Origin of the sequence: Microbacterium suwonense (assembly GCF_030296555.1) — a bacterium.
Lineage (GTDB): Bacteria > Actinomycetota > Actinomycetes > Actinomycetales > Microbacteriaceae > Microbacterium > Microbacterium suwonense.
In genome coordinates this window covers 2,873,993-2,897,945 of record NZ_AP027728.1, presented here as the reverse complement: position 1 = coordinate 2,897,945, position 23,953 = coordinate 2,873,993, and the positions used below count along the sequence as shown (strand labels likewise).

The following is a 23,953-nucleotide window of genomic DNA, read 5'->3' as shown; positions in this document are numbered from 1 at the left end:
CTTCCTCTCAGACGCGAGACTTCCCCTCGGGCACGAGACTTCCCCTCAGACGCGAGACTTCCCCTCAGGCGCGAGACTTCCCCTCGGGCACGAGACACGCGCGCATGCGGCAAGTCTGATGCTGGAGAGGAAGTCTCGGCGGATGGGGGCGAGCGTCAGGCGCCGCGCAGCTCCAGCGTGCAGCACTTGATGCCGCCGCCGCCGAGCAGCAGCTCGGAGAGGTCGACCGTGATCGGGTTGTAGCCGCGCTCGCGCGCTGCTTCTCGAAGCCCGTCGCGCGCGGTGAGATGATCACGTTGTACCCGTCGGATGCCGAGTTCAAACCGAACACGGCACCGTCCTCGTCGGCGACGAGGATCGCGTCGGGGAAGCGCTCCCGCAGGATCTTCTGGGAGGCCTCGTCGAAGGCGTTCGGCAGGTAGGCGATGTTGGCGTGCTCCGGGCCGCCGTTCTGCACGCCCTGCACCGGGTCGAGCACGGTGAGCGCGGTGTCGAGGTGGTAGAAGCGCGGGTCGACGAGGGTCAGCGACACCACCTCGCGGTCGAAGATCTCGTGCACCTCGCGGTGGCTGTCGCCGGCGGAGCGGAAACCGGTGCCCGCCAGGATCACGTCACCGGCGAGCAGGAAGTCGCCCTCGCCCTCGTTGACCTCCTTCGGCAGCACGGTGTCGAAGCCGTGCTCGCGGAACCACTCGGCGAAGGCCGGCGACTCGCCCTGGCGCTGTTCGAAGTAGAACTCCGGAACGTACGCCCTGCCGTCGATCGTGAATCCGCCGTTGGCGGTGTACACCATGTCGGGGTAGCCGGGCAGCGGCTCGATCAGCTCGACCTCGTGACCGAGCTCCAGGTACAGGTCGTGCAGCTTCTGCCACTGCGCGACGGCCTTGGCGGTGTCGGTGGGCGCGGCCGGGTCCATCCACGGGTTGATCGTGTAGTCGACCGTGAAGTACTCGGGCCGGCACATCAGGTAGCGGCGGTGGTGGGCCTTGCGGGTCCCCTCGGCCTGTCGAAGGGTCGCGGTCTGAGGCGTGGACATGTGTGTGCTCCTCTGGGAAGGTGCGGCGGACGCTGTCCAGGGGCCCGGCGGAAGTTCGACCCACACCGAGGCGGGGAAGATGCGACACAGGCACGCCAGCTATATTTTTGCATCCGGACGTCCGCGATGCCAGCAACCCACCGAAAATCGCGTCAGGCCGCAGGCTCATCCGTCGGATTCGGTGGCTCCTACGGTCCAGGTCGCAATGGTTGCCGCCCAGACGCGACCGCAGCGACAACCATTGCGACCTGAGTGAGAGTCAGATGACCTCGGCACTCCAGGGGTCGGGGTTGCCGTAGCGGTGCGCGGTGATCGAGATGGCCTGCTCGTGCACGAACGGCAGCAGCTCCAGACGCCCCGCCGAGGTCACCTCATCGTCGTAGACGGCCAGGTCGGGGTCGCCGTCCACGGCCTCTGCCAGCGTGCGGTGCAGCTCGGCCACCGCATCCCGCCCGCCGATCAGGCGCACCCGCCCCGGACGCACGGCGCCCTCCGCAGGCTCGCCGCGGCTCTGCATCCGCTCGATCCACTCCGCATCGCTCTCCACAGACACGGGCACACCCAGCGCACCGAGCTCCGCCCGCACTCCGGCGGGCACGCCGTCGGGCACCGAGACGAAGAAGTCCGCACCGGAGCGGATGCCGGCCAGCACCACCCTCAGCACCTCGTGCAGCCCCGCATCCGCCGTCGCCCGCGCCGAGACGGCCACCGGACGGTACCGCAGCAGATTGCGCTCCACCCCGAGCTGGGACACATCGCGCACCTGCCCGAACTCGCGATCCCAGGCCACGGCATCCGCCAGCGCGGCCTGCCGCAGCCATTCGAAGGAGTCGAAGTCCAGCGAGGACTGGGCCGCCTCGATGAGCCCCGAGATCCGCACATCCAGCCCGCGCAGATGCAGGGTGCTCGACGACTTTCCGCGCGGCTGCGACCGCCACGAACCGAGGCCGATCAGATAGTTCGGACCGCCCGCCTTCGCTCCGGGGCCGACCGACGAGCGCTTCCAGCCACCGAAGGGCTGCCGCTGCACGATGGCGCCGGTGATGCCGCGGTTCACGTACAGGTTGCCGGCCTGCACCCGATCCAGCCACAGCGCCAGCTCGGCGGGATCCTGGGTGTGCAGTCCAGCGGTGAGCCCGTAGGCGACGGCGTTCTGCAGTTCGATCGCGGCAGCGAGGTTCGGGGCGTGCATGACGCCGAGCATCGGACCGAAGAACTCCTCCAGATGCGTGCGCGAGCCCGGCTGCACCCCGACGCGGATGCCGGGGCTCCACAGCCGCCCGGTCTCGTCCAGCGACCTCGGCTCGATCAGCCACTTCTCCTCGCCCTCCAGCTGCGAGAGCGCCCAGGCGAGCTTGCCCGTCGGCTTCTCGATCACCGGTCCGACCTCCGCCTGCGCATCGGCGGGCCAGGCGACGCGCAGCGACCGGGTGGCATCCACCAGCTGCCGGGCGAAGCGCTTGGATCGCCCGGCAGCGCCCACCAGGATCACCAGCGACGCGGCGGAGCACTTCTGCCCGGCGTGCCCGAACGCGCTCTTGACCAGGTCGGCGACGGCCAGGTCGAGATCGGCCGTCGGAGTGATGATCATGGCGTTCTTGCCACTGGTCTCGGCCAGCAGCGGCAGATCGGCTCGCCAGGAGCGGAACAGCGCCGCCGTGTCCCATGACCCGGTGAGGATCACGCGATCGACATCCGGATGCGAGATGAGCTGCCGCCCGAGCGACCCCTCCTCCACATCGGCGAGCACGAGCACGTCGCGCGGGATGCCCGCCTGCCAGAGAGCCTCGGCGATGACGGCGGCGCACCGCCGGGCCTGCGGGGCAGGTTTGAAGACGACACCGGATCCCGCAGCGAGTGCGGCGAGCACACCGCCGGCGGGGATGGAGATCGGGAAGTTCCACGGCGGGGTGACCACGGTCACGCGGGCCGGTTCGAAGCGGGCGCCTGCGACGCCGTCCAGCTCCCGGCAGGTGGCGGCATAGTACGAGGCGAAGTCGACGGCCTCGCTCACCTCGACGTCGCCCTCGGCGAGCGTCTTGCCCGTCTCGACCGCCGCGACCTCGATGAGATCGGCGCGGCGCCCGGACAGTGCCGCGGCCGCGCGCAGCAGCACCTCCGACCGCTCGGATGCCGGGCGGCTCCCCCACTCGGATGCCGCGGCGCGCACGCACGCGATGGTCTGCTGCAGCATCCGCTCGTCGTCGATGCGGGCGGCGCGCAGGGTCGCGGCGCCGAGCGCATCGCCACCTCTGCTGCCGTCCGGACCGTCCGCGGCGGCGATCCGCGCGAGGATCCCGCGACCCCACTCCCGGTTGGCCGCGAGTGCGGGGTCGCTGTCGGGGGTGTTCGCGAAGCCGGGCGCACCGGCCGCGGAGCCGACGATCTCCTGACGCGAGTAGACCGCCGTCTGCAGGAAGGGATCGTTGTCCACGTCCTCGCCGGAGGAGCCGCGTGCGATGTCGAGCACGAGCCCGGTGAGGTCCTCGGTCTCGGATCTCGGCCGGGTTCGCGGGCGCACCGATTCGTGCACGGGTGCGGTGCGGTCCTGCGTGCGGCGCGGTCCGATCTGCAGGGACTGGTCGCGGGCTCTGCTGACCGAGTCGACGAAGCGCAGCCGTTCCCGTTCGAACAGCGAGGGGTCGGCGGCGAGATCGAACGCCGCGGAGAGGAAGTTCGACGTGGACGCGTTCTCCTCCAGGCGGCGCACGAGGTAGCTGATCGCCACATCGAACTCGTGCGGGTGCACCACAGGGACGTACAGCAGCACCGGGCCGACGGTGCGCGAGACGGCGGCCACCTGCGCCTGCGCCATGCCGAGCAGCATCTCGAACTCCACCTGCTCGCGCACCCCGCGCTCCCCGGCGAGCAGCCAGGCGAACGCGATGTCGAACAGGTTGTGTCCGGCGACGCCGATGCGCACCGCCGCGACGTTGCGCGGCTGGAGCGCCTCGTCCAGGCAGCGCAGGTAGTTGGCATCCGTGTCGAGCTTGGAACCGTAGGGAGCCTGCGTCCAGCCGTGCATCACGGCATCCACCTTCTCCATGGCGAGATTCGCGCCCTTGACCAAGCGCACCTTGATGGGCGCGCCGCCGTGTTGCACCCGATCCCGCGCCCACGCGGTCAGCTCGCGCAGCGCCGGCAGCGCGTCGGGCAGATAGGTCTGCAGCACGATGCCGGCCTCGAGGTGCTTCAGTCGCGGGTCCTCGAGGAGCCGCGTGAACACCGCGATGGTCAGATCGAGATCCTTGTACTCCTCCATGTCGAGGTTGATGAACGTCTCATCGGCCGAAGCGGTCAGGTAGAGCGGGGTGAGCCGTTCGACGACCTCGTCGACGACCTCGTCGAACGCCCACATCGAGATGCGGCTCATGATCGCCGAGACCTTCACCGAGACGTAGTCGACGTCGTCGCGGCGGATGAGCTCGTGGATGCCGTCGAGCCGTCTCTTCGCCTCGGCTTCGCCGAGCACTGCCTCGCCGAGCAGGTTGAGATTCAGTCTCGGCGCCCGTGCCGCCTCGTCCGCGTCGGCGGGATCAGCGGCGGGCCGGCGGATGCGCTCCAGCGCGGCACCGAGCTTGTCGGGGCGCGCATCGACGACGAGATGATCGACCATCTCGCGCAGCACGCGCCGCGCGATCGGGACGGTGGGCAGCGGCAGGGCGGGGGCGATGCCGCCGCCGACCCGCACGACGCCGCGCAGATACCAGGGCAGGAACGCGGGTGCCAGCGGGGCGACCCGGTGCAGGTTGGATGCGGCGGCGGATGCACTCTCGGGGCGCATCACGCCGTCGATGAAGCCGAGGGTGAAGGGCAGCCCGTTCGGGTCGTGCAGCACTCCGGCCAGACGCTGGGCGGCCGGGTCGACCGGAATGGATGCCTCCTGCTGCACCCACCGGCGTGCGAGTTCGACGGCGGCGTCCTCCAGACGTGCCCCGGGTGCGACAGACGGCTGATCAGGCATGTTCCCAGGGTATGCCGCGGACCGCCCGGTGGTCAGGTGATCCCGCTGATGGCGCGGCGATTCGCCCTATGCTGATCTCGTGACCGCCGCTTCGTCCTCGCCCGAGTCCGCGGCCGTGCCTGAGCCCGCGGCTGTGCCTGAGCGGACCCTGCTCACCCGAGTGCGACGCATGGCGAGCCTGATCCCGACGCCATGGCTGCTCACCGCCGGCGGCGGAGTGCTGCTGGCGGCGACGGCCGGTTTCGGCGGACTGGAGGAAGTGCCGCCCCCACCCGTTCCGACGGTGGCGATCGGCGAAGCGTACTCCGGCTCCGATCTGCAGCTGACGGTGCAGGGCGTGGAGCTGCGGTCGGAACGCGGCACCACGTCGGTCTTCCCGGATCGGGAGAAGGGCGAGCGGGTGCTCGCGGTGATCGTGGACGTGGTGAACACCTTCGACAAGCCGCGGCTGGCCACCTCGCTCAGCACGACCTCGCCCGTGGTCGACGGCATCCGGGTGGAGGGGATCGACGCCAAGCCGGCGATCTCCCGTGCCGACGGCAGCCCGGTGACCACCCTGCAGCCGGATGTGCCGACCCGTCTGGAGTTGGCCTGGGTCGTGGGCTCCGACGACCTGCGCGATGGGGACGAACTCGCTCTCACCCTGCCCGCCTCCACGCACCGCGTGGGAACGAACGTGCAGCGCGGAGTGGACATCTGGGAAGACGTGACCGTGGGCGCTCACCTGACCGCCGCCGTGCGCGAGGTCGCCACGGATTCCGATGGGGGTGCATCGTGACGTCGAAGCTCATGCCCTGGGGGCTCACTGCCGTGCTGCTCGCCGGTGCATGGGTGCTGAACGCCGTGGCGCTTCCGGACGGATCGTCGGAGGCGAGTTTCATCACCCGCACAACGGTCGGCGAAGCGGCCACCACCCGCAACCTCACCCTCACGGTGACCGATGTGCGCGCCGCGCGCACCGTGACGTCGGCGAGCGGATGGTCGGCAGATGGCACCTGGCTCGTCGTCGACGTGGATGCCGCGGCACGGGACTCCCAGTACGCAGCCCGGCTCGGCTTCGCCGAACTGATCATCGGCGAGCGCACGTTCCGCGCGACCGAGCGCGCCGACACGTTCTACCAGCAGCGTCTCGTGACCGGGGTGATGAGACGCGGCGGCCTGGCTTTCGAGCTGCCCGATGACGCGCTCACCGGAACCGCCGCACTACGCTTGGGCATTCCGCCCGATGCCCGGTACGACGGCCTCATCGAGGTGCCCATCGATCTGGACGACATCCCGATCGAGAACGAGGTCGCCCTTCCAGAGACGGGCTGGGCGCGCTGATGACCGTGCCGACACCGCCGGCATCCGCAGTCGCAGCCGGAGCCGATGCGCCGCACCGACCCGGCTGGTGGCGCACCAACCGGCTGGCGCTGATCGCGCTGGTGCTGCTCGCGCCCGCAGTCGGCCTCGGCGTGGGCGCGAACGAGTGGTACTCGTACTTCGGGTACGGCATGCGCAAGGTCACCCCGGTCGTCGTTCCCGACCAGGGAACCGTGGAGTTGAGCGGTGCCGCCTGGGGCCCGGTGCGCAGCGGCGAGATCGCCGATACCAGCGGCATGGACATGCCCGAGGGCACCCGCCTGCTGGCAGCCATCGTCCCGGTCGCGCCCGAGGGGCGGGCGGTGTCCTGCGAGCCGCCGGTGCTCGTGCAGCAGAGCACCGGCAGGGAGTGGACGCCGATGCGCTCGGAGATCGGCATCCCCTACAACTCCGACGAACCGGAGAGGTGCATCAGCAGCCTGGCGGATGAGGACGATCCCGAATCCGCGCAGCCCTACTCGCTGACCGTCGCGTTCGTGGTTCCCTCCGACGTGGAGGGGCCCTTCTGGCTCGAGGTGGACCCGGTCGGCGACGGCCGGTTCGTCAGATTCTCGATCGATCCCTGACCGCTCGTCGTCTGAGGTTCCCGGCCGGCTTCGAGCACGGCATCCGGCAGCACTCCCGCAGCATCCGCGACGGCCCTGGCATCCGCCTCGCCCTGCGAGATGTCACCGGCGTCGGCACGCTGCTGCTGCCGCGTGCGCAGGCGCCCGAGCGTCGCGTCGTACGCGCCGGCGATCACTGCGACGCGCACCGGCTCGGTCAGCAGCAGCGGCACCAGCGACACCAGGGGCAGCACGATGCTCCAGAACATCAGCTCGTGCGGGCCGACCAGTCGCGAGGCACCGTACTGCAGATAGGTCTCGAGGGTCTTCACCGCCACGTGCAGCAGCGCGTACGATGCGATCAGCACCGGCCCCGCCCGCCACATCAGCAGCAGGGCGCGTCCGATCGGCACGAAACGCGATCCCAGCTCGTCGCCGAGATCCTTCAGCCGGCGCATCAGCGGGTTCGGAATGACGGCGGCGTGCTCGCGCAGCGTGGCAAGCATCTCGTTCTCGAGACGCAGCTTCTCCGCGACGATCGCCTGCCCGTAGACGACTCCGCCGACGGTGAGCCAGGCCAGCGGAGAGAGCAGGATCGGGCCGGCCTCGCCGATCGCCCAGCCGATCCCATCCCAGGCCCAGCGCAGCGGTGCGATCGCAGTGAGCACCCCCTCGCGGATCTGCTCCAGCCAGGCCATCGCCGCCCGCGAGTCGACCCATTCCTTCACCCGATCGGTGAGGTCGCCGATCACCATCACCGAGAAGAACACCCAGACGACCTCGAGGTACACCGCGATCGGCGACACCCATCCCGGGATGCGCTGCTGCCATTTCGTCCACGTCCACCGGGCTGCGAAGGCGACCACGATGATCGCCGCCGTCCACAGGTTCAGCGGCAGGTTCAGCACCCGGTCGGTGTCGTCCAGCGGCTGGCCGGTCTCGAACACGCTCATCCAGATGATGTCCGTGCGCTCGCGCAGGGCGCGCGCCGAGTACGCCACCACGTCCTCGCCCAGAAGCCCCTGACCCCAGTACACCGCGAAGAACGGCAGGATGCCGGTGAGCAGTGCCGTGAGGAAGGTTCCCCGACGCGCCGCCGCCGACTCGGGCAGCGGAGCGATGGCGGTCAGCTCGCGCAGGCCGTCTCTCAGCACCAGGAACATCGCCACGTAGCTGACGAGCCGCGCGAGGATGGCCAGCGGCAGGATGAGAAATCCGATGGTGGCCGAGTGCGCGCCGACCACGCCGGCCACCTGCACGATGACGTAGTGCACCAGGACGCCGCCGAGGTACCACGCCAGCATCGCGGGCCAGTGCCGCAGCACCGCTCGGCCCGTGGTCCGCAGCATCGTCAGCACGGTCGTCCTGCTCCTCTCCCGAGAAGGTCGTCGCTCACCGAGGGTTCGTCGCTCACCGGGGTTCCGCGCTCACCGGAAGGTGGCGAACAGCCCGATCGTCATCAACAGGCTGGTGACGAGCGCCAGCGACGACAGCACGATGCCGATGATCCCGAGCACCCGGCCTGACTGGCGACGCACGGCCAAGATGCTGAGCAGAAGCCCGGCGAGCGCCAGGACCACGCCGATGACCGGCATCCATCCGGCCAGGAACGCGACTCCCGACACGATGATCGCCGCGATCGCGAGGCCGCCGACACCAGGCGACGGCGGCGCGTAACCCGCGCCCGCATACCCGGGATAGGACGCGACCGGGTAGCCCTGCGGAGTGAGTGCCCGCGGCGCGGAGTAGCCCACGTACGGCGGCTGACCGGGCGCATTCGGGTAGCCGGGCTGCTGGGTGGTCGGCTGGTAGCCCGGATGCTGTGCGGGCCCGGGCTGTACGTAGCCGGGCTGCGCGTAGCCGGGCTGCGCGTAGCCGGGCTGCGCCGGCGCCTGGTAGCCCGGCGGAGCGTAGCCGGCCCCCGGCGGCTGGTAGCCGGGTGGCTGCGTCGGAGGCGCCGGCGGCGCATAGTCTGACGGCGACGGTACCGCGTCCGCCTGTGGCGGCACCGGCTCCGACGCGGGTGGCGGCGGCACGACTCGGGGCGGCTGCTCACCGGAGTTCGACGGATCGTACGACATGGATTCCCCCTCGTTGATGCAACTCAGCTTAGAGCGGCGGAGGGTTCACGGCAGTGATGTCGGCGTCAGCCCCAGACGCTGGGCGCCGGCTTGCGCGTGGAGGGCAGGGCGGATGCCGTGGCCCAGTCGTGGATCCAGTCGTCGATGTCCGGGATCCCCGCCGGTGTGCCGACGGCCGCGAACAGCTCGTCGTGCGGAACCGTGCCACCGCTGCGGCGCAGCATCCGCGCCCGCACGATCACCCGGGCGTACACCTCGCCGTCCACGACCGCCCGGTGCTCCAGGAACATCGCCTTCTCGTCGTGTCCGACGAATCGCGATTCGATGTCGAAGCGCTGCCACAGCTGCAGCGACTTGCGGAAGGTGATGGTCTCGCTGGAGACGACGGCGTACCAGCCGCGCTTCTTCATCGCGTCGAACAGACCGGTGCGGATGAGCAGATCCCAGCGCCCGAGGTCGAACAGCGACAGATAGCGACCGTTGTTCATGTGCCGCAGGATGTCGAGGTCGGTGGGGAGCGTCGTCAGGCTGATCCGGCCGACCTCCGAGGATTCGAGAGCGCCTTCCCGGCGCATCCGACGACGGGCCCGGGCGATGATGAGAAGGGTGCGCCAGATCACATTCACAGTCGCCGATAGTAGTGATCCACGACAGACCGCCCAAGTTCTTTGGACGGATGCTACATAACTCGCCGTCCGTTACTGGCCGATTTCACCTGGTGGGTCTGCGCGCGTAGAGTCACGGCATGAGCGCCGAAGCCCAGCCCGAGATCATCGTCCGTCCGGTCCGCGATGTGGATGCGGAAGCCCTCGGTCGCGTGCATGCGCAGACCTGGCATGAGACCTACGACCACCTGATCAGCAAGGCCGCACTGGCGCGCATCTCCCCGCGCCGCATGGCCGAGCTGTGGACCAACTGGGCCCGCCAGGGCGACGACTTCAAGATGAGCGCCGCCCTCGTCGACGGCGAGATCGTCGGCTTCGTGGGCTCCGGCCCCGCTCGCGACAAGGACGCCCCGGCGATGCGCGAGCTGTACTTCATCTATCTGCTGGCGCAGTACCAGGGCACCGGCCTGGGCCAGCAGCTCTTCGACGCCGCCGTCGACGAGGGTGAGCCGCTGTACCTGTGGGTCGCGGAGGACAACCCCCGTGCGCACCGCTTCTATGTGCGCAACGGCTTCACCCTCGACGGTGCCACCCACACCGAGCCGTTCCTCGGCGAGACCCTCACCGAGGTCCGCTTCGTCCGCTGATCCATCCGCCGAGACCCCTCCTGGTTGCCGAGACCCCTCCTGATTCGCGTGTTTCAGGAGGGGTCTCGGCGCTGGTGAGGGGTCTCGGCGTGTGTGTGTGTCGGTGTGTGCGGTGAGGGTCACAGCGCGCGGATGATGTCCTCCACGCGCTCCTTGGCGTCGCCGAACAGCATCCGCGTGTTCTCCCGGAAGAACAGCGGGTTCTGCACGCCCGCATAGCCGGCGGCCATCGAGCGTTTGAACACGATCACGTTCTCGGCCTCCCACACGCGCAGCACCGGCATCCCGGCGATCGGGCTGCCCGGATCCTCGGCGGCGGCCGGGTTGACCGTGTCGTTGGCGCCGATCACCAGCACGACACTCGTCGAGGCGAGGTCGTCGTTGATCTCCTCCATGCCCAGCACGATGTCGTAGGGCACTTTCGCCTCGGCGAGCAGCACGTTCATGTGCCCGGGCAGGCGACCGGCGACGGGGTGGATGCCGAAGCGCACGTCCACACCGCGCTCGCGCAGCCGGGCGACGAGGTCGGCGACCGGATACTGCGCCTGGGCCACGGCCATGCCGTAGCCGGGCGTGATCACGACCGTCTTCGCGTGCGAGAGCAGGTCGGCGGCCGCCTCGGCGTTCGTCTCGCGATGCTCGCCGTAGTCCTCGTCGCCCGAAGCGGATGCCACGATGCCGAACCCGCCGGCGATCACTGAGATGAACGACCGGTTCATCGCCTTGCACATGATGTACGACAGGTATGCACCCGAGGAGCCGACGAGCGCACCGGTGACGATGAGCAGGTCGTTGTTCAGTAGGAATCCGGCTGCGGCCGCGGCCCATCCCGAGTAGCTGTTCAGCATCGAGACGACCACGGGCATGTCTCCGCCGCCGATCGAGGCCACCAGGTGCCAGCCGAGCGCGAAGGAGAGCAGGGTGACGGCGATCAGCAGCCAGAGCTGCTGATCGATCACGAACCAGACCGTGAAGACCAGGAACGCGACAAGTGCGAGCACGTTGAGCAGGTTCTTGCCCGGCAGCATGAGCGGCCGCGACGAGATCTTCGCTGCGAGCTTGAGGTAGGCCACGATGGACCCGGTGAAGGTCACACCGCCGATGAAGATGCCGATGAAGACCTCGGCGTTGTGGATGTCGACCAGCTGCGGCGGGATCGCGGCGTGCGCGAGGTGGCCGTTCCACCCCACGAGCACGGCTGCGAGACCGACGAAGCTGTGCAGCAGGGCGATGAGCTCGGGCATCCCGGTCATCTTCACGACCCGCGCCCGCCACAGGCCGATTGCGGCGCCGACGAGCACGGCGGCCCCGAGCAGGCTCAGCCCCAGCAGGGCTCCGCTGCCTCCCCAGGCGTCGGCGATCGTCAGAGCCAGGGTTGAGGCGAGGGCGATCGCCATCCCGACGATGCCGTAGACCACGCCGGCGCGGGCGGATTCGTGGCGGCTGAGGCCGGCGAGGCTCAGGATGAACAGCAGGGCGGCGACGATGTACGCGGCCCCGGCGAGAGCGTCGACGGTCACTGGGTGCCGCCCTTCGTGAACATGCTGAGCATTCGACGGGTGACGGCGAAGCCGCCGAAGATGTTGATGCTGGCCACGAGCACCGCGACCGCGGCGATCACCTGCACCACGGGATTCGCGTCGGTGATCTGCAGCATGGCGCCGACGATGATCACCCCCGAGATCGCGTTGGTGACCGACATGAGCGGCGTGTGCAGCGCATGGTGCACCTTACCGATCACGTAGAAGCCGATCACCACCGACAGCATCAGCACGGTGAAGTGCTGCGGAAGCGGGTCGGGGGCGAAGGCGTTCACCGCGAACAGTGCGGCGATGCCGACGACGATGAGCCCGATCCTGCGTCCTGCGGACATCTTCTGTGGCTCGGCGAGGGCGGTGGGCTCCTGCGTCGGAGCGGATGCCGTGGGAGCTGCCGCGACCTGCACCGGAGGCGGCGGCCAGGTGACCTCGCCGTCGCGGACAACGGTGACCGAGCGCTGCACGACGTCGTCGAAGTCGAGGGTGAGTGCGCCGTCCTTGCCGGGCGTGAGCAGGGCGACGAGGTTGGCGACGTTCGTGCCGTACAGCTGCGATGCCTGGGCGGCCAGCCGCGAGGCGAGATCGGTGTAGCCGAGGATGATCACGCCGTTGTCGGTGACGATGCGCTCGCCTGCGACGGAGCCCTCGACGTTGCCGCCCTGCGCGGCGGCCATGTCGACGATCACGCTGCCCGGTTTCATGAGGGAGATGTCGGATGCCGTGATCAGACGCGGCGCCGCGCGCCCCGGGATGAGCGCCGTCGTGACGATGATGTCGACGTCGGCGGCCTGCTCGGTGTAGATCTCGGCGGCGCGACGGTCGTAGTCGGCGCTGGTCGCCTTGGCGTAGCCGTCGGCGGACTTCTCCACCTCGACATCGACGGGGATGTAGGTGCCGCCGATGGAGGAGACCTGATCGGCGACCTCGGGACGCGGGTCGGTGGCACGCACGATCGCACCGAGGCTGGAGGCCGCGCCGATGGCGGCGAGCCCGGCGACCCCGGCACCGGCAACGAGCACCTTCGCCGGCGGCACCTTGCCCGCAGCCGTCACCTGACCCGTGAAGAAGCGCCCGAACTCGTGGGCGGCCTCGACGATGGCCCGGTAGCCGGCGATGTTCGCCATCGAGCTGAGCACGTCCATCGACTGGGCGCGCGAGATGCGCGGCACCGCGTCCAGGGCCAGAGCGGTGATCCCGCGCTGCGCGAGCGACTCGACCAGCTCAGGCCGCAGCGCCGGGGAGAGCAGGGCGATAAGCGTGGCACCGTCCGAGAGCCGGGCGATCTCGGCATCCGTCGGCGCGTTGATCTTCAGCACGACCGGGCTGGCCCAGGCATCCGTCACCGAGACGACCTGCGCTCCCGCCTGCCGGTACTCCTCATCCGGGTAGGACGAGCGCTCGCCGGCGCCTTCTTCCACAACCACTTGGTAGCCGAGCTTCTGCAGGGTCTGCACGGTGGCCGGGGTCGCGGCGACCCGCGCCTCGTCCGGCCCCTCCTGCACGATTCCGATCTGCGTCATCGTGTTCCTTCCACCCGGCGACGGCGCCGGGTTCACGTTTCGCTCAGACTACTGACCGCTCGCGAAGGAACACGCCGAAATCCGCTCTGTGACCGTGCAAGATTCGCCGTTCTTTGCGCGAACGGAAAGACTGCGGATCAGCGTCCGGACACCTGCCCGAACAGCTTCGCGATCGGTGCGAGCACCAGCGGCCGCGCAGCGAACCAGCCTCCGGCGATCACGACGACCGCGAGCACGAACACCCCGAAGCCGGTCCAGTTCGCGGCATACTGCACGCCGTCGACCGAGCCCTGCGAGGCGAACATGTGGTTCAGGTTGCGCAGGGCGCCGGTGAGGAAGACCAGCGCGACGTGCACGATGATGAACGCCACGAAGTACAGCATCACCGGGAAGTGCAGCGCGCGTGCCCACTCCACCGGGTAGGCCTTCGACAGCTTCTCGGCCTTCTTCGGCCACAGTCCCGACATCCGGAATCCGGTGATGGCGGCCAGCGGGGCGGCGAGGAAGATCGTGGTGAAGTAGGCCAGCTGCTGCAGGCTGTTGTAGTTCACCCAGCCGTTGTCGGTCGGCCAGTCGAAGGAGATGTACTGCAGGCCCGCCGAGAGTGCGTTCGGGAAGACCTCCCAGCTGGTCGGCACGAGACGCAGCCAGTGCCCGGTGACGAACAGCAGCACCACGAAGACGACGCCGTTGACCATCCACAGCACGTCCAGCGCCTGGTGGAACCACAGCGTCAGGCTGATCTTGCTCTTGGCGTTGCCGCGTGCTGTCCAGAATGCAGTCGGACGCTTCTCGGTGCGCACGCGCAGACCGGAGCGGATGATCAGCACCATCAGGAACATGTTGAAGAAGTGCTGCCAGCCCACCCATGGTGCGAATCCGGGCTCGACGTCCACGTGGTACTCACCGGGGTACGTCGCCAGGAAGTCCTGCATGAACGGGGTGCTGAGGAAGGCGCGGACGAAGAACACGGCCGAGACGGCGAGCAGCCCGAGCCCCGCCAGCGCCAGCAGCCCCGAGATGGCCTGCGGCCAGGTCGGTCGCAGTCGCGACGGTTCGCGCTCCGGTGTCACGGCGTGGCGCGGCGCAGCGCCCTGCCACACCGTGCGCGTGAACGGCAGCGGGGTGGAGACGTCCGGCTTGGCGGATGCCACCGCGACCGCAGCGGACGTGGGTGCGTCGGCAGCGGGTGCGTCGGCATCCGCTGCAGTTTCCTGCAACGGCGCCATCGTTTCCTGCAGCGGATGCTGAGAAGTGGCGCGGATGTGCGCCGAGCCCGCAGGTGGCCAGGGCTCACCGCCGGCGACCCGCGGGAGACCGCGGCGCAGCGTGGCGCCTGCGGCGGCGGTTCCGGATGCCGGGGACGCCGCAGCGGCTGGGGCCCGGCCTGCGGCGTCGGTCTGCGTGGCAGCGGCGCCCTGCGCGTCGACTGCACCGGATGCCGTCGACTGCGCGGCTTCGTCGCGCGGAGGTGCCGTGCTCTCAGCGAGTTCCGGTGCGCTCGGCGAAGCGACGGGTGCAGTCGGGGCGGCGGATGCCGGGGGCCAGGGCTCTCCGCCGGCAACGCGCGGGAGACCCCTGCGCAGGGCGACGGGCGTGGCACTCGCGGACGGGGCGGTGCTCGCGGACGGGGCGGTGCTCGCGGACGGGGCGGGAGCGGCATCCGTCGTCGACGATTCCGGCGCAGGCGTGACGTCCGCGGCACCGGATCCCGTCGACTGCACGGCTTCCGTGCGCAGAGCACCCGTGCTCTCGGCGGCTCCCGGCGCACTCGGCGAGGCGGCGACACTCGGCGATTCCGCTGCGCCGGCCGCCGGTGCGGTGGCATCCTCGATCTCAACGGCGGGAGGCCAGGCCTCGCCGCCCTTCACCCGCGGCAGGCCGCGGCGCAGCATCCGGGTCGCCATCGTTACTTCTTCCGTGCTTCGATCGCCTCGATCAGCTGCGGCACGATGGTGAACACGTCACCGACGATGCCGAAGTCGGCGACGTCGAAGATCGGTGCCTCGCCGTCCTTGTTGATCGCGACGATCGTCTTGGCGGTCTGCATGCCGGCGCGGTGCTGGATCGCTCCCGAGATGCCGAGCGCGATGTACAGCTGTGGCGACACCGAGACGCCGGTCTGACCGACCTGGTGCGCGTAGGGGACATATCCGGCATCCACCGCGGCACGCGACGCTCCGACAGCCGCCCCCAGCGCATCGGCGAGCTGCTCGACGAGCTCGAACTTCTCCTTCGACCCCAGTCCGCGTCCTCCCGAGACGACCTTCGCCGCGCCGCGCAGCTCGGGGCGCGAGGAGGTCTTCTCTTCGGCGGCGATCTCGCCGGCGGTGGCTGCGACGGCACCGGATGCCGTGACGGCGAGCTCTTCGACCACCGGGGTGGTCGCCTCGGCTCGGGTGTCCACCGCACCCTGGCGGACGGTGATCACCGGGGCGCCGAATGTGGGGGCCGAATCCGTGAGGAACGAGCCGCCGTAGACGGAGTGGTGGGCGACGATGCCCTCGTCATCGCGGGAGACGCCGACGGCATCCACGGACAGGGCGAGCCTCTCGCGCACGGCGAGACGCCCGGCGGCGTCACGGCCGCTGATCGAGTTGGAGATCAGCACGGCATCCGGCTGAACCTGCTGATACGCGGCCTGCAGCGCGTCGACGATCGGAACCGTGAGCGCGGTGGCGTCGGCCGCGGCGGTGAGGATGACCTGCGCGCCGGCCGCGGTCACGGCATCCGTGGCCTCCGGCGTGCCGCCGACGATCAGCGCGACCGGCGCTCCGATCGTCGATGCCGCACCGATCAGTGCGGCGGTGCTGCTGGCGGCGTTGCCGCTCGGGTCGACGTCGACGAGGACGAGGATCGACTTCTCGGGGTAGCCCATGGTCACACCAGCCTGTTCTGCGCGAGGAACTCGACGAGCTGTTCGGCGGCATCGCCCTCGTCGACGATCTTGACTCCGGCGGCGCGCGGCGGCTTCTCGGAGACCGCCGTCAGGATCGTGTGGGGAGCGTCGGCCGGATCGGCCGAGACGCCCAGATCAGCGAGGAGAGCACCTCGAGGGCTTCTTCTTCGCCGCCATGATGCCCTTGAAGTTCGGGAACCGGGCATCCGGAAGCGCCTCGGTGATCGAGATGACCGCGGGCAGGGTCGCTGTGACCTGCTGGGTGCCGTCATCGCCGGCGCGGGTTCCGGTGACCTGGTCGGCCGAGATCTCGACGGCGCTCAGCGCGGTGGCCTGCGCCCAGCCGAGGTGCTCGGCGAGCATCGCCGGGATCACGCCGCCCGAGCCGTCGGTGGAGAGGTTCCCGGTGATCACGAGGTCGGGCTCACCGCGGCGGATGGCGGCCGCGAGCGTCTCGGCCGTCAGGCTGAGGTCAGCGCCGCGCAGCTGCTCATCGACGATGTGCACCGCCGATCCGGCGCCGATCGCCAGAGCACGACGAACGGATGCCGTGGACGACTCCGGCGACATCGTCAGCGCGACCACCTCGGTATCGGGATCCTTGCCCGCATAGGTCAGCGCGACCTCGAGAGCGCGCTCGGTGATCTCGTCGAGCACGACATCCCCGGCCGCACGATCGGCCAGCCCGGTCTCGAGATCGAGTTTTCGGTCGCCGTAGGTGTCGGGGACTTCTTTCACCAGGACATAGATCTTCATCGAGCCTCCTCGCGCCTGTGTCGATTGTAGTCGGGCGAGTCCCGCCGCTTCGACTCGCGGAACGGAATTGAATACCTATCGTAATGATACTGAGTGTCAGCGCTCCGCGCACGAACCCGGTCGCTGACGGATAACGTAGTCCCATGGCCCGCCCCCGCCCTCTGTCGATCGATCCGCTCGCCGAAGCGAAACGGCAGTGGCTCGCGCACGGTTGGGAGGATGCCGCAGACGGCATGACGGTGGTCACCTCGGTGATGCGCGCGCAGCAGCTGCTGCTGGCAAGGGTGGATGCAGCGCTCAAGCCCTTCGCTCTCTCGTTCGCGCGGTACGAGGTCTTGCGCCTGCTGGCCTTCAGCCGGGAGGGAACGCTGCCGCTGTCGAGCGTGGTCGCCCGCCTGCAGGTGCATGCGACCAGTGTCACGAGCACCGCCGAGCGCCTGGTGCGCGACGGCCTGGTGCTGCGCGAACCGCATCCGCACGACGGCCGCGCGGCTCTGCTGACGCTCACCGATGCCGGCCGAGATCTGGTCGAACGGGCGACGCGTGCACTGAACACCGAGGTGTTCAGCAACCCGGGCATCGATGCCGACGACGCGACTGCCCTCGTGGGCATCGTCGCGCGGCTGCGCAAGAATGCCGGCGACTTCACCGATCCGCGTCCGGTGCCCGATCCGCTCTGATGGCGTCATTCACCCTGGAGCGGATCGTCGCGGCTCCTCCGAAGGCTGTGTTCGATCTGTCGCTCGATGTCGGACTGCACCTGGCATCCCAGAGCTCCCGCGGTGAGCGCGCGGTCGCCGGCACCACCAGCGGGATGCTGGGCGAGGGCGACGAGGTCACCTGGAGCGCCCGGCATTTCGGCATCCGATTCCGCCTGTCGTCGATCGTGTTCGACGTCGACCGTCCGCACCGATTCCGCGACCGCCAGACGCGCGGGCCGTTCCGTTCGTTCCTGCACACGCACGAGTTCCTCGCCGCCGACGACGGCGGGACGCTGATGCGCGACACCATCGAGTTCCGCTCGCCGCTCGGCCCGCTGGGCCGGCTGGTGGATGCCGTGGTGATGCGCCGCCACCTGATCGGCGTCATCACCGAGCGCAACGACGCCATCAGCGCGCACTTCTCCTGAGCACCGCTCCGCCCGCTCCTCCCCGCCCCAAAGTTCTCCGAGGTCCCGAGGTTCCGAGGTTCCCCGAGGCCCCGAGGTTCCCCGAGAGTTCCCCACCCACCCCGAGACTTCCCTTCCAGCACGAGACTCACCAGCAGAAGCACCGGCTCGTGCTGGAAGGAAGTCTCGCGCGATCGGGGTGCCGAAGTTAGGCTGACCCACATGAGCGAGCTGAAGCTGCACACGGTACTCGAGGCGATGGGGCCGGCGGGAGCGATCGTGCTCGATGACGATCAGGTCGCGCAGCTGAGCACGGCCAAGGCATTCCCGGTCGTCGTGACCATCGGCGAACGCACCGCGCGGCTGCGGCTGGCGCGCATGGGCGGGAAGAACCTGATCGGCTTCAGCAAGGCCGTCCGCGCCGAGATGGCTGTGGAGCTGGGCGACGAGATCGACGTGATCATCGCCTCCGATACCGCCGAGCGAACGGTGCAGATTCCGGATGCACTGGCCGCGGCCCTGGCATCCGATTCCACCGCGAAAGCGGCCTTCGACGCGCTGTCCTACTCGCGCCGCAAGGAGATCGCCCGCTTGATCGCCGACGCGAAGCAGGATGCCACCCGCGAGCGCCGCCTCGCGAAGGCCCTTGCTGATCTACGAGGCTGACGCCCGGCGCCCTCCGCTGAGACTTCTCTTCGGGCACGAGACATGCTGCGCTGCGCCATGTCTCGTGCTCGAAAGGAAGTCTCGCAACCCTACGAAGAAGTCTCGTGCCCCAAGAGAAGTCTCGCGCCCCAGGAGATGTCTCGCACCCCAGGAGATGTCTCGCACCCCAGGAGAAGTCTCGCGCCCGGGCCAGGCCTCAATCCCCGTCGTACACGTAGCGGTCGAAGCGGTCGGGTACGTTCATCCGCTGCCAGGCGAGCTCCTCGTCACGGCGGGAGCGATCGCCCGGGAACGCCTTGGCCGTGTACCGCGGCACCTGCCGTGCGTGGCCGGCCATGTGCGCCACGGCTGCGGCCTGCCCGCACACCCGCGCCGCGGCCAGCGCTCCGGGGTCTCCTGCCTCGCGGGCGGCGGCATGGCTGGCGAACGCCTTCTCGCGCACGGCTTCGATGGTCATCTCCCCGCGCAGGAACGCCCGCGCGGCATCCAGCGCCTCCCGCGGGCGCACATCGTCGGGCCGTTCCGCGAAGAACAGCGGCAGCATCCGCTCGGCGCAGGCGATGGTCCACTCCACGAGTTCTCGACGATCGGCCTCCGACAGTGTCAGGTCGGTGTCCTCCGGAAGCGTGTCGGTCGTCACCGCGATCACCTGTGCTGGAAGTGAGGGGGCGCTTCTCGCGGAAGGCAGCCATCCCCTCCTTCTGGTCGGCGGTGTCGAACAGGGCGGCGAACGCGCGCTTCTCGACGGTGAGCCCGGCCTCGAGGGTGGTCTCCATGGCGGCATCCAGCGTCGCCTTCGCGGCGTACAGCGACGGCAGCGACTTCGACGCGATGGTCTCGGACAGCTTCGTCGCCTCGTCGAGCAGATCGGATGCCGGCACCACACGCGACACGAGTCCGATGCGCTCGGCCTCGTCGGCCTTGATCAGCCGGCCGGACAGCACGAGCTCCGCAGCCTTGTAGTAGCCGACGGCGCGGATGAGCCGCTGCGTGCCGCCCATGCCGGGGATGACGCCGAGGTTGATCTCGGGCTGGCCGAAGGTGGCACTGTCGGCGGCGAGGATGATGTCGCACATCATCGCCAGCTCGCATCCGCCGCCCAGCGCGTAGCCGGCGACGGCGGCGATGACGGGGGTGCGCACGGCGGCGAAGCGCGTCCAGGCCCCGAAGTGGTCGGTGTCGAGCATCTCGGCACCGGTCTTGGACTCCATCTCCTTGATGTCTGCCCCGGCGGCGAAGGCCTTCTCGGAGCCGGTGACGACGATCGCGCCGATGCTCTCGTCGGAATCGAAGGCGGATGCCGCGGCGGCGACCTCCTGGGAGACCTGGCCGTTCAGCGCGTTGAGCGCCTCCGGCCGGTTCAGGGTGATCCACCCCACTCGTCCTCGCTGCTCGACAAGGATCGTCTCGTAATCAGCCATGTGTCACTCCCTCAGCCGCGGCACTGCGACCCCTCCAGTATTCCAGGTGCCCGAGCTCACCGGGCCACACCGACCACCCGTCTATTTGGCGCTCGTGCACGCGACACGCCGCAGAAGCCGTGCACGAGCGCCAAATAGACGGGCTTGTCAGACGGTGCCGGCGCGGATGTCGGTGATGATGCCGGAGAAGTCGCGCCCCGCTCCTCGCCATCGGCGAAGGCGGCGTAAAGCTCCTGCGCGAGACGGCCCATCCTGGCATCCGTCGACGTCTGCTCGATCGCCTGCAACGCGAGCCCGAGGTCCTTCGCCATCAGGGCGCCGGCGAAGCCGGGCTGGTAATCGCGGTTCGCGGGGCTGGCGGGCACCGGCCCCGGCACAGGGCAGTTGGTGGTGAGCGCCCAGCACTGACCGGACGCCTGCGACACGACGTCGTACATCGCCTGATGCTCCAGCCCGAGTCGCTCAGCCAGCACGAACGCCTCGGCGACGGCGATCTGCGAGATGCCGAGAATCATGTTGTTGCACACCTTCGCGGCCTGACCGAGACCGGGTCCACCGCAGTGCACGATGCGCTTGCCCATCACTTCCAGCAGCGGCAGCGCCGCCGCGAAGTCGTCCTCGGCCCCGCCGACCATGAACGCCAGCGTTCCGGCCTCGGCACCCACCACGCCGCCCGAGACGGGGGCGTCGATGTTGCGGTGCCCCGCGTCGACGGCCAGCTGATGCGCACTGCGCGCCTCGTCCACGGCGATGGTCGACGACTCGATGAACAATGTGCCCGGTCTCGCGGCAGCCAGCAGCTCGTCCTGATAGGCCGCGATGACATGCTTCCCGGCGGGGAACATCGTGATCACGACATCCGCATCGGCCACGGCATCCGCTCCGCTGGCCGCCACCGGGATGCCGGCGGTGCGCGCCGCGTCGACAGCGGCGGGCACGAGGTCGAAGCCGTGCACTTCGTGGCCGGCCTCGACGAGGTTCACGGCCATGGGCAGGCCCATGTGTCCCAGTCCGAGGAACGCGATGCGGGTCATGATGCCTCCCTCATCGACGCCGAGCCCGCGGGCCGCAGCATCTCGCGGCCGACGATGAGTCGCATGATCTCGTTCGTCCCTTCCAGGATCTGATGCACGCGCAGGTCACGCACGACCTTCTCGATACCGTAGTCCTGAAGGTACCCATATCCGCCGTGCAGCTGAAGGGCCCGGTTGGCGACCTCGAACCCGGCATCCGTGGCGAACCTCTTGGCCATGGCGCAGCGCATCGTGGCATCCGGAGCGTGCTCGTCGACCGCCTGCGCACCATCGCGCACCATCAGGCGCGCGGCCTGCAGCTTGGTGCGCATGTCGGCGACCTGGAACAGCACCGACTGCATCTCGGCGAGCGGCTCGCCGAAGGCGACCCGCTCCTGCACGTACTGCACCGCCTTCTCCAGCGCCCACTGCGCACCGCCCAGCGAGCAGGCCGCGATGTTCAGCCGCCCGCCGTTGAGCCCGGACATCGCGATCGCGAAGCCGCGGCCCTCCTCGCCGAGCAGGGCGGATGCCGGTACCCGCACGCCGTCGAAGATCACCTGGCGCGTGGGCTGAGCGTGCCATCCCATCTTCTTCTCGGGGGCGCCGAAGCTCAGTCCCGCCGCATCGCCGGGCACGAGGAACGCGCTGATCCCCTTCGCGCCGGAGCCCGGCCCGCCGGTGCGCGCCATGACGACGTAGACACCCGCCTCTCCCGCGCCGGAGATGAACTGCTTCACGCCGGTGAGCAGGTAGTCATCGCCGTCGCGCACGGCGCTGGTGGCGATGTTCGCGGCATCCGACCCCGCGCCGGGCTCGGTGAGGCAGTAGCCGCCGAACTCGGACATCGCGGTGAGTGACGGCAGCCACTGCGCACGCTGCGCATCGGTGCCGTAGCTGTCAATCATCCACGCGACCATGTTGTGGATGGAGATGTACGCGGCGACCGCGGGATCTCCCTTGGCGAGCTCCTCGAAGATCGCCACGGTGTCGACGCGGTCCAGGCCCGTGCCGCCGAACTCCTCGCGGACGTAGATGCCGCCGAGCCCCAGCTCGCCCGCCCGGTTCAGCGTCTCGCGTGGGAAGAGGTGCTTCTCGTCCCGTTCGGACGCGAACGGGGTGAGCTCGGCCTCGGTGAAGTCGCGCACGGCTTCGAGGATCGCCTCGCGCTCCTCTGCGGTGACAGTGCTGTCGATCATGGTCATCAGTGCCCCTCCCCCGTCGTGGCCGGCATGACGAAGCTGGCGCCCCCGCGGATGCCGGAGGGCCAGCGGCTGGTGACCGTCTTGGTCTTCGTGTAGAAGCGGAACCCGTCGGCGCCGTGCTGGTTGAGGTCGCCGAATCCGGAGGCCTTCCACCCGCCGAACGTGAAGGAGGCGATCGGGACCGGGATGGGGATGTTCACCCCGACCATGCCGACGTTCACGCGCGCGGCGAAGTCACGGGCGGCGTCGCCGTCGCGGGTGAAGATGCCGACACCGTTGCCGTAGGGATTATCGGATGCCAGGGCGAGCGCCTGCTCGTAGTCCGCGGCGCGCACGACCGAGAGCACCGGCCCGAAGATCTCCTCCCGGTAGATCGACATGTCGGCGGTGACGTGGTCGAACAGCGTGGGTCCGAGGTAGAAGCCGTTCTCGTGTCCGTCGATGGTCAGGCCGCGGCCGTCGGCGACGAGCACCGCACCGGCATCCACCCCTCCTGGATCAGTCCCTCCACGCGCTCCTTCGCGGCGGCCGAGACCAGCGGGCCGTAGTCGACGCCTTCCTGCAGGCCGGGGCCGACCTTCAGATCGCGCAGTCGCTCGGTGAGCTTGGCGACCAGGGCGTCGGCAGTCTCCTCGCCGACGGGAACGGCCACCGAGATGGCCATGCAGCGCTCGCCGGCCGAGCCGAACCCCGCACCGATGAGGGCGTCGGCGGCCTGGTCGAGGTCGGCATCCGGCAGGATCACAAGGTGGTTCTTCGCCCCGCCGAAGCACTGAGCACGCTTTCCGTTGGCGGCGGCGGTGGCGTAGATGTACTCGGCGATCGGGGTGGAGCCGACGAACCCGACGGCCTGGATGCGCGGATCGGTGAGGATCGTGTCGACGGCTTCCTTGTCGCCGTGAACGACGTTGAGGATGCCGGCGGGCAGACCCGCCTCGAGGAACAGCTCTGCCAGGCGCACCGGCACGGAGGGGTCGCGCTCGCTGGGCTTGAGCACGAAGGCGTTGCCCGCGGCGAGAGCCGGACCGGCCTTCCACAGCGGGATCATGGCGGGAAAGTTGAACGGGGTGATGCCGGCGACCACGCCGAGCGGCTGGCGCATCGAGTACACGTCGATGCCGGTGCCCGCCTCGGTGGAGTACTCGCCCTTGAGCAGGTGCGGGGCCCCGATGCAGAACTCGATCACGTCGAGGCCGCGCATGACGTCGCCTTTGGCATCATCGAAGGTCTTGCCATGTTCGCTGGAGAGCAGCCGTGCCAGCTCGTCCATGTTCTGGTGCGCGAGTTCGACGAAGCGCATCATCACGCGGGCGCGCTTCTGCGGGCTGGTCGCCGCCCACGCCGGCTGCGCCTCCGCGGCGTTCTCGATGACGGCACGCACCTCGTCGGCCGTGGCCAGCGGCACCCGCGCCTGCACCTGTCCTGTGCTCGGGTCGAAGACATCCGCGACGCGGCCACCGGTAGGTTCCAGCGACTTTCCGCCTACGAAATGGGGGATGAAACGGGTCATTGTGTGACACTCCTCTGCGCCGTCGTTGGCACAGTGACCATGGTAGTCGGCCCCCAATCGAATTACTAGGGACACCT

General features: G+C 69.4%; 17 protein-coding genes and 5 pseudogenes. 7 read left to right on the top strand and 15 right to left on the bottom strand.

What is annotated here, in order from left to right; all coding sequences use genetic code 11:
* Positions 1–155: 155 nt before the first annotated feature.
* Positions 156–1,036 (bottom strand): annotated as a pseudogene (gene ddaH / locus QUE33_RS14495) (dimethylargininase).
* 259 nt (positions 1,037–1,295) lie between these two features.
* Positions 1,296–5,000 (bottom strand): proline dehydrogenase family protein, encoded by a 3,705-nt coding sequence (locus QUE33_RS14490; protein ID WP_286300933.1) that lies wholly within the window; start codon positions 4,998–5,000, stop codon positions 1,296–1,298.
* Positions 5,001–5,079: 79 nt separating this feature from the next.
* On the opposite strand from QUE33_RS14490, the gene QUE33_RS14485 reads away from it, so the two are divergent.
* Genes QUE33_RS14485 through QUE33_RS14475 form a run of 3 tightly spaced genes read left to right on the top strand, consistent with a single transcriptional unit; the run spans position 5,080 to position 6,928 of the window.
* Positions 5,080–5,778, top strand: coding sequence for a hypothetical protein (locus QUE33_RS14485; RefSeq protein ID WP_286300931.1), 699 nt, complete (start codon positions 5,080–5,082; stop codon positions 5,776–5,778).
* Entirely contained in the window at positions 5,775–6,323 is a 549-nt protein-coding gene (locus QUE33_RS14480) for a DUF4352 domain-containing protein (RefSeq protein ID WP_286300929.1), read from the top strand. Before QUE33_RS14485 ends, QUE33_RS14480 begins: the two co-directional genes overlap by 4 nt.
* Positions 6,323–6,928, top strand: coding sequence for a hotdog family protein (locus tag QUE33_RS14475; protein ID WP_286300927.1), 606 nt, complete (start codon positions 6,323–6,325; stop codon positions 6,926–6,928). The genes QUE33_RS14480 and QUE33_RS14475 overlap by 1 nt, the downstream gene beginning before the upstream one ends.
* Here QUE33_RS14475 and QUE33_RS14470 read toward each other — a convergent pair.
* The 3 genes from QUE33_RS14470 to QUE33_RS14460 form a co-directional block, all read right to left on the bottom strand.
* On the bottom strand, positions 6,817–8,256 hold the full coding sequence (locus QUE33_RS14470) for a hypothetical protein (protein WP_286300926.1): 1,440 nt from the start codon (positions 8,254–8,256) through the stop codon (positions 6,817–6,819). The genes QUE33_RS14475 and QUE33_RS14470 overlap by 112 nt on opposite strands.
* A gap of 78 nt (positions 8,257–8,334) precedes the next feature.
* Complete coding sequence (locus QUE33_RS14465; protein WP_286300923.1) at positions 8,335–8,988, bottom strand: hypothetical protein; 654 nt, start codon at positions 8,986–8,988, stop codon at positions 8,335–8,337.
* A 65-nt stretch (positions 8,989–9,053) separates the two neighbouring features.
* A complete protein-coding gene (locus QUE33_RS14460; protein WP_286300922.1) occupies positions 9,054–9,614 on the bottom strand; it encodes an acyl-CoA thioesterase in 561 nt (186 codons plus the stop codon).
* 119 nt (positions 9,615–9,733) lie between these two features.
* On the opposite strand from QUE33_RS14460, the gene QUE33_RS14455 reads away from it, so the two are divergent.
* Positions 9,734–10,240: a GNAT family N-acetyltransferase gene (locus QUE33_RS14455; RefSeq protein WP_286300921.1), complete on the top strand. Its 507-nt coding sequence runs from the start codon at positions 9,734–9,736 to the stop codon at positions 10,238–10,240.
* Between the two features lie 119 nt (positions 10,241–10,359).
* On the opposite strand, the gene pntB is transcribed toward QUE33_RS14455, so the two are convergent.
* The 5 genes and pseudogenes from pntB to QUE33_RS14430 all read right to left on the bottom strand — a co-directional run bounded on the left by pntB (position 10,360) and on the right by QUE33_RS14430 (position 16,953).
* Positions 10,360–11,760, bottom strand: coding sequence for a Re/Si-specific NAD(P)(+) transhydrogenase subunit beta (pntB, locus tag QUE33_RS14450; protein WP_286300920.1), 1,401 nt, complete (start codon positions 11,758–11,760; stop codon positions 10,360–10,362).
* Positions 11,757–13,298 (bottom strand): Re/Si-specific NAD(P)(+) transhydrogenase subunit alpha, encoded by a 1,542-nt coding sequence (locus tag QUE33_RS14445; RefSeq protein WP_286300919.1) that lies wholly within the window; start codon positions 13,296–13,298, stop codon positions 11,757–11,759. The genes pntB and QUE33_RS14445 overlap by 4 nt, the downstream gene beginning before the upstream one ends.
* A gap of 137 nt (positions 13,299–13,435) precedes the next feature.
* Positions 13,436–15,205, bottom strand: coding sequence for a cytochrome b/b6 domain-containing protein (locus QUE33_RS14440; RefSeq protein WP_286300918.1), 1,770 nt, complete (start codon positions 15,203–15,205; stop codon positions 13,436–13,438).
* Positions 15,206–15,207: 2 nt separating this feature from the next.
* Positions 15,208–16,176: an electron transfer flavoprotein subunit alpha/FixB family protein gene (locus QUE33_RS14435; protein ID WP_286303175.1), complete on the bottom strand. Its 969-nt coding sequence runs from the start codon at positions 16,174–16,176 to the stop codon at positions 15,208–15,210.
* A gap of 2 nt (positions 16,177–16,178) precedes the next feature.
* Positions 16,179–16,953 (bottom strand): annotated as a pseudogene (locus QUE33_RS14430) (electron transfer flavoprotein subunit beta/FixA family protein).
* Between the two features lie 143 nt (positions 16,954–17,096).
* Here QUE33_RS14430 and QUE33_RS14425 point away from each other — a divergent pair.
* The 3 genes from QUE33_RS14425 to QUE33_RS14415 all read left to right on the top strand — a co-directional run bounded on the left by QUE33_RS14425 (position 17,097) and on the right by QUE33_RS14415 (position 18,727).
* Positions 17,097–17,633 carry a MarR family winged helix-turn-helix transcriptional regulator gene (locus QUE33_RS14425; protein WP_286300917.1) on the top strand — a complete coding sequence of 179 codons (537 nt, stop codon included), beginning with the start codon at positions 17,097–17,099 and terminating at the stop codon, positions 17,631–17,633.
* Complete coding sequence (locus tag QUE33_RS14420; RefSeq protein WP_286300916.1) at positions 17,633–18,082, top strand: SRPBCC family protein; 450 nt, start codon at positions 17,633–17,635, stop codon at positions 18,080–18,082. The genes QUE33_RS14425 and QUE33_RS14420 overlap by 1 nt, the downstream gene beginning before the upstream one ends.
* Before the next feature lie 201 nt (positions 18,083–18,283).
* Positions 18,284–18,727, top strand: a complete 444-nt coding sequence (locus QUE33_RS14415; protein WP_286300914.1) for a YdeI/OmpD-associated family protein — start codon at positions 18,284–18,286, stop codon at positions 18,725–18,727.
* A gap of 196 nt (positions 18,728–18,923) precedes the next feature.
* Here QUE33_RS14415 and QUE33_RS14410 read toward each other — a convergent pair whose 3' ends face one another.
* From QUE33_RS14410 to QUE33_RS14390, 5 genes and pseudogenes are all read right to left on the bottom strand, one after another.
* Positions 18,924–19,271: a putative immunity protein gene (locus QUE33_RS14410; RefSeq protein WP_350226563.1), complete on the bottom strand. Its 348-nt coding sequence runs from the start codon at positions 19,269–19,271 to the stop codon at positions 18,924–18,926.
* A gap of 101 nt (positions 19,272–19,372) precedes the next feature.
* A pseudogene (locus QUE33_RS14405) lies at positions 19,373–20,148 on the bottom strand (enoyl-CoA hydratase-related protein).
* Positions 20,149–20,295: 147 nt separating this feature from the next.
* Positions 20,296–21,182: pseudogene (gene mmsB / locus QUE33_RS14400) on the bottom strand (3-hydroxyisobutyrate dehydrogenase).
* Entirely contained in the window at positions 21,179–22,366 is a 1,188-nt protein-coding gene (locus QUE33_RS14395; protein ID WP_286300910.1) for an acyl-CoA dehydrogenase family protein, read from the bottom strand. The pseudogene mmsB and the gene QUE33_RS14395 overlap by 4 nt, the downstream one beginning before the upstream one ends.
* Positions 22,366–23,876, bottom strand: a pseudogene (locus QUE33_RS14390) (CoA-acylating methylmalonate-semialdehyde dehydrogenase). The gene QUE33_RS14395 and the pseudogene QUE33_RS14390 overlap by 1 nt, the downstream one beginning before the upstream one ends.
* Positions 23,877–23,953: the final 77 nt, after the last annotated feature.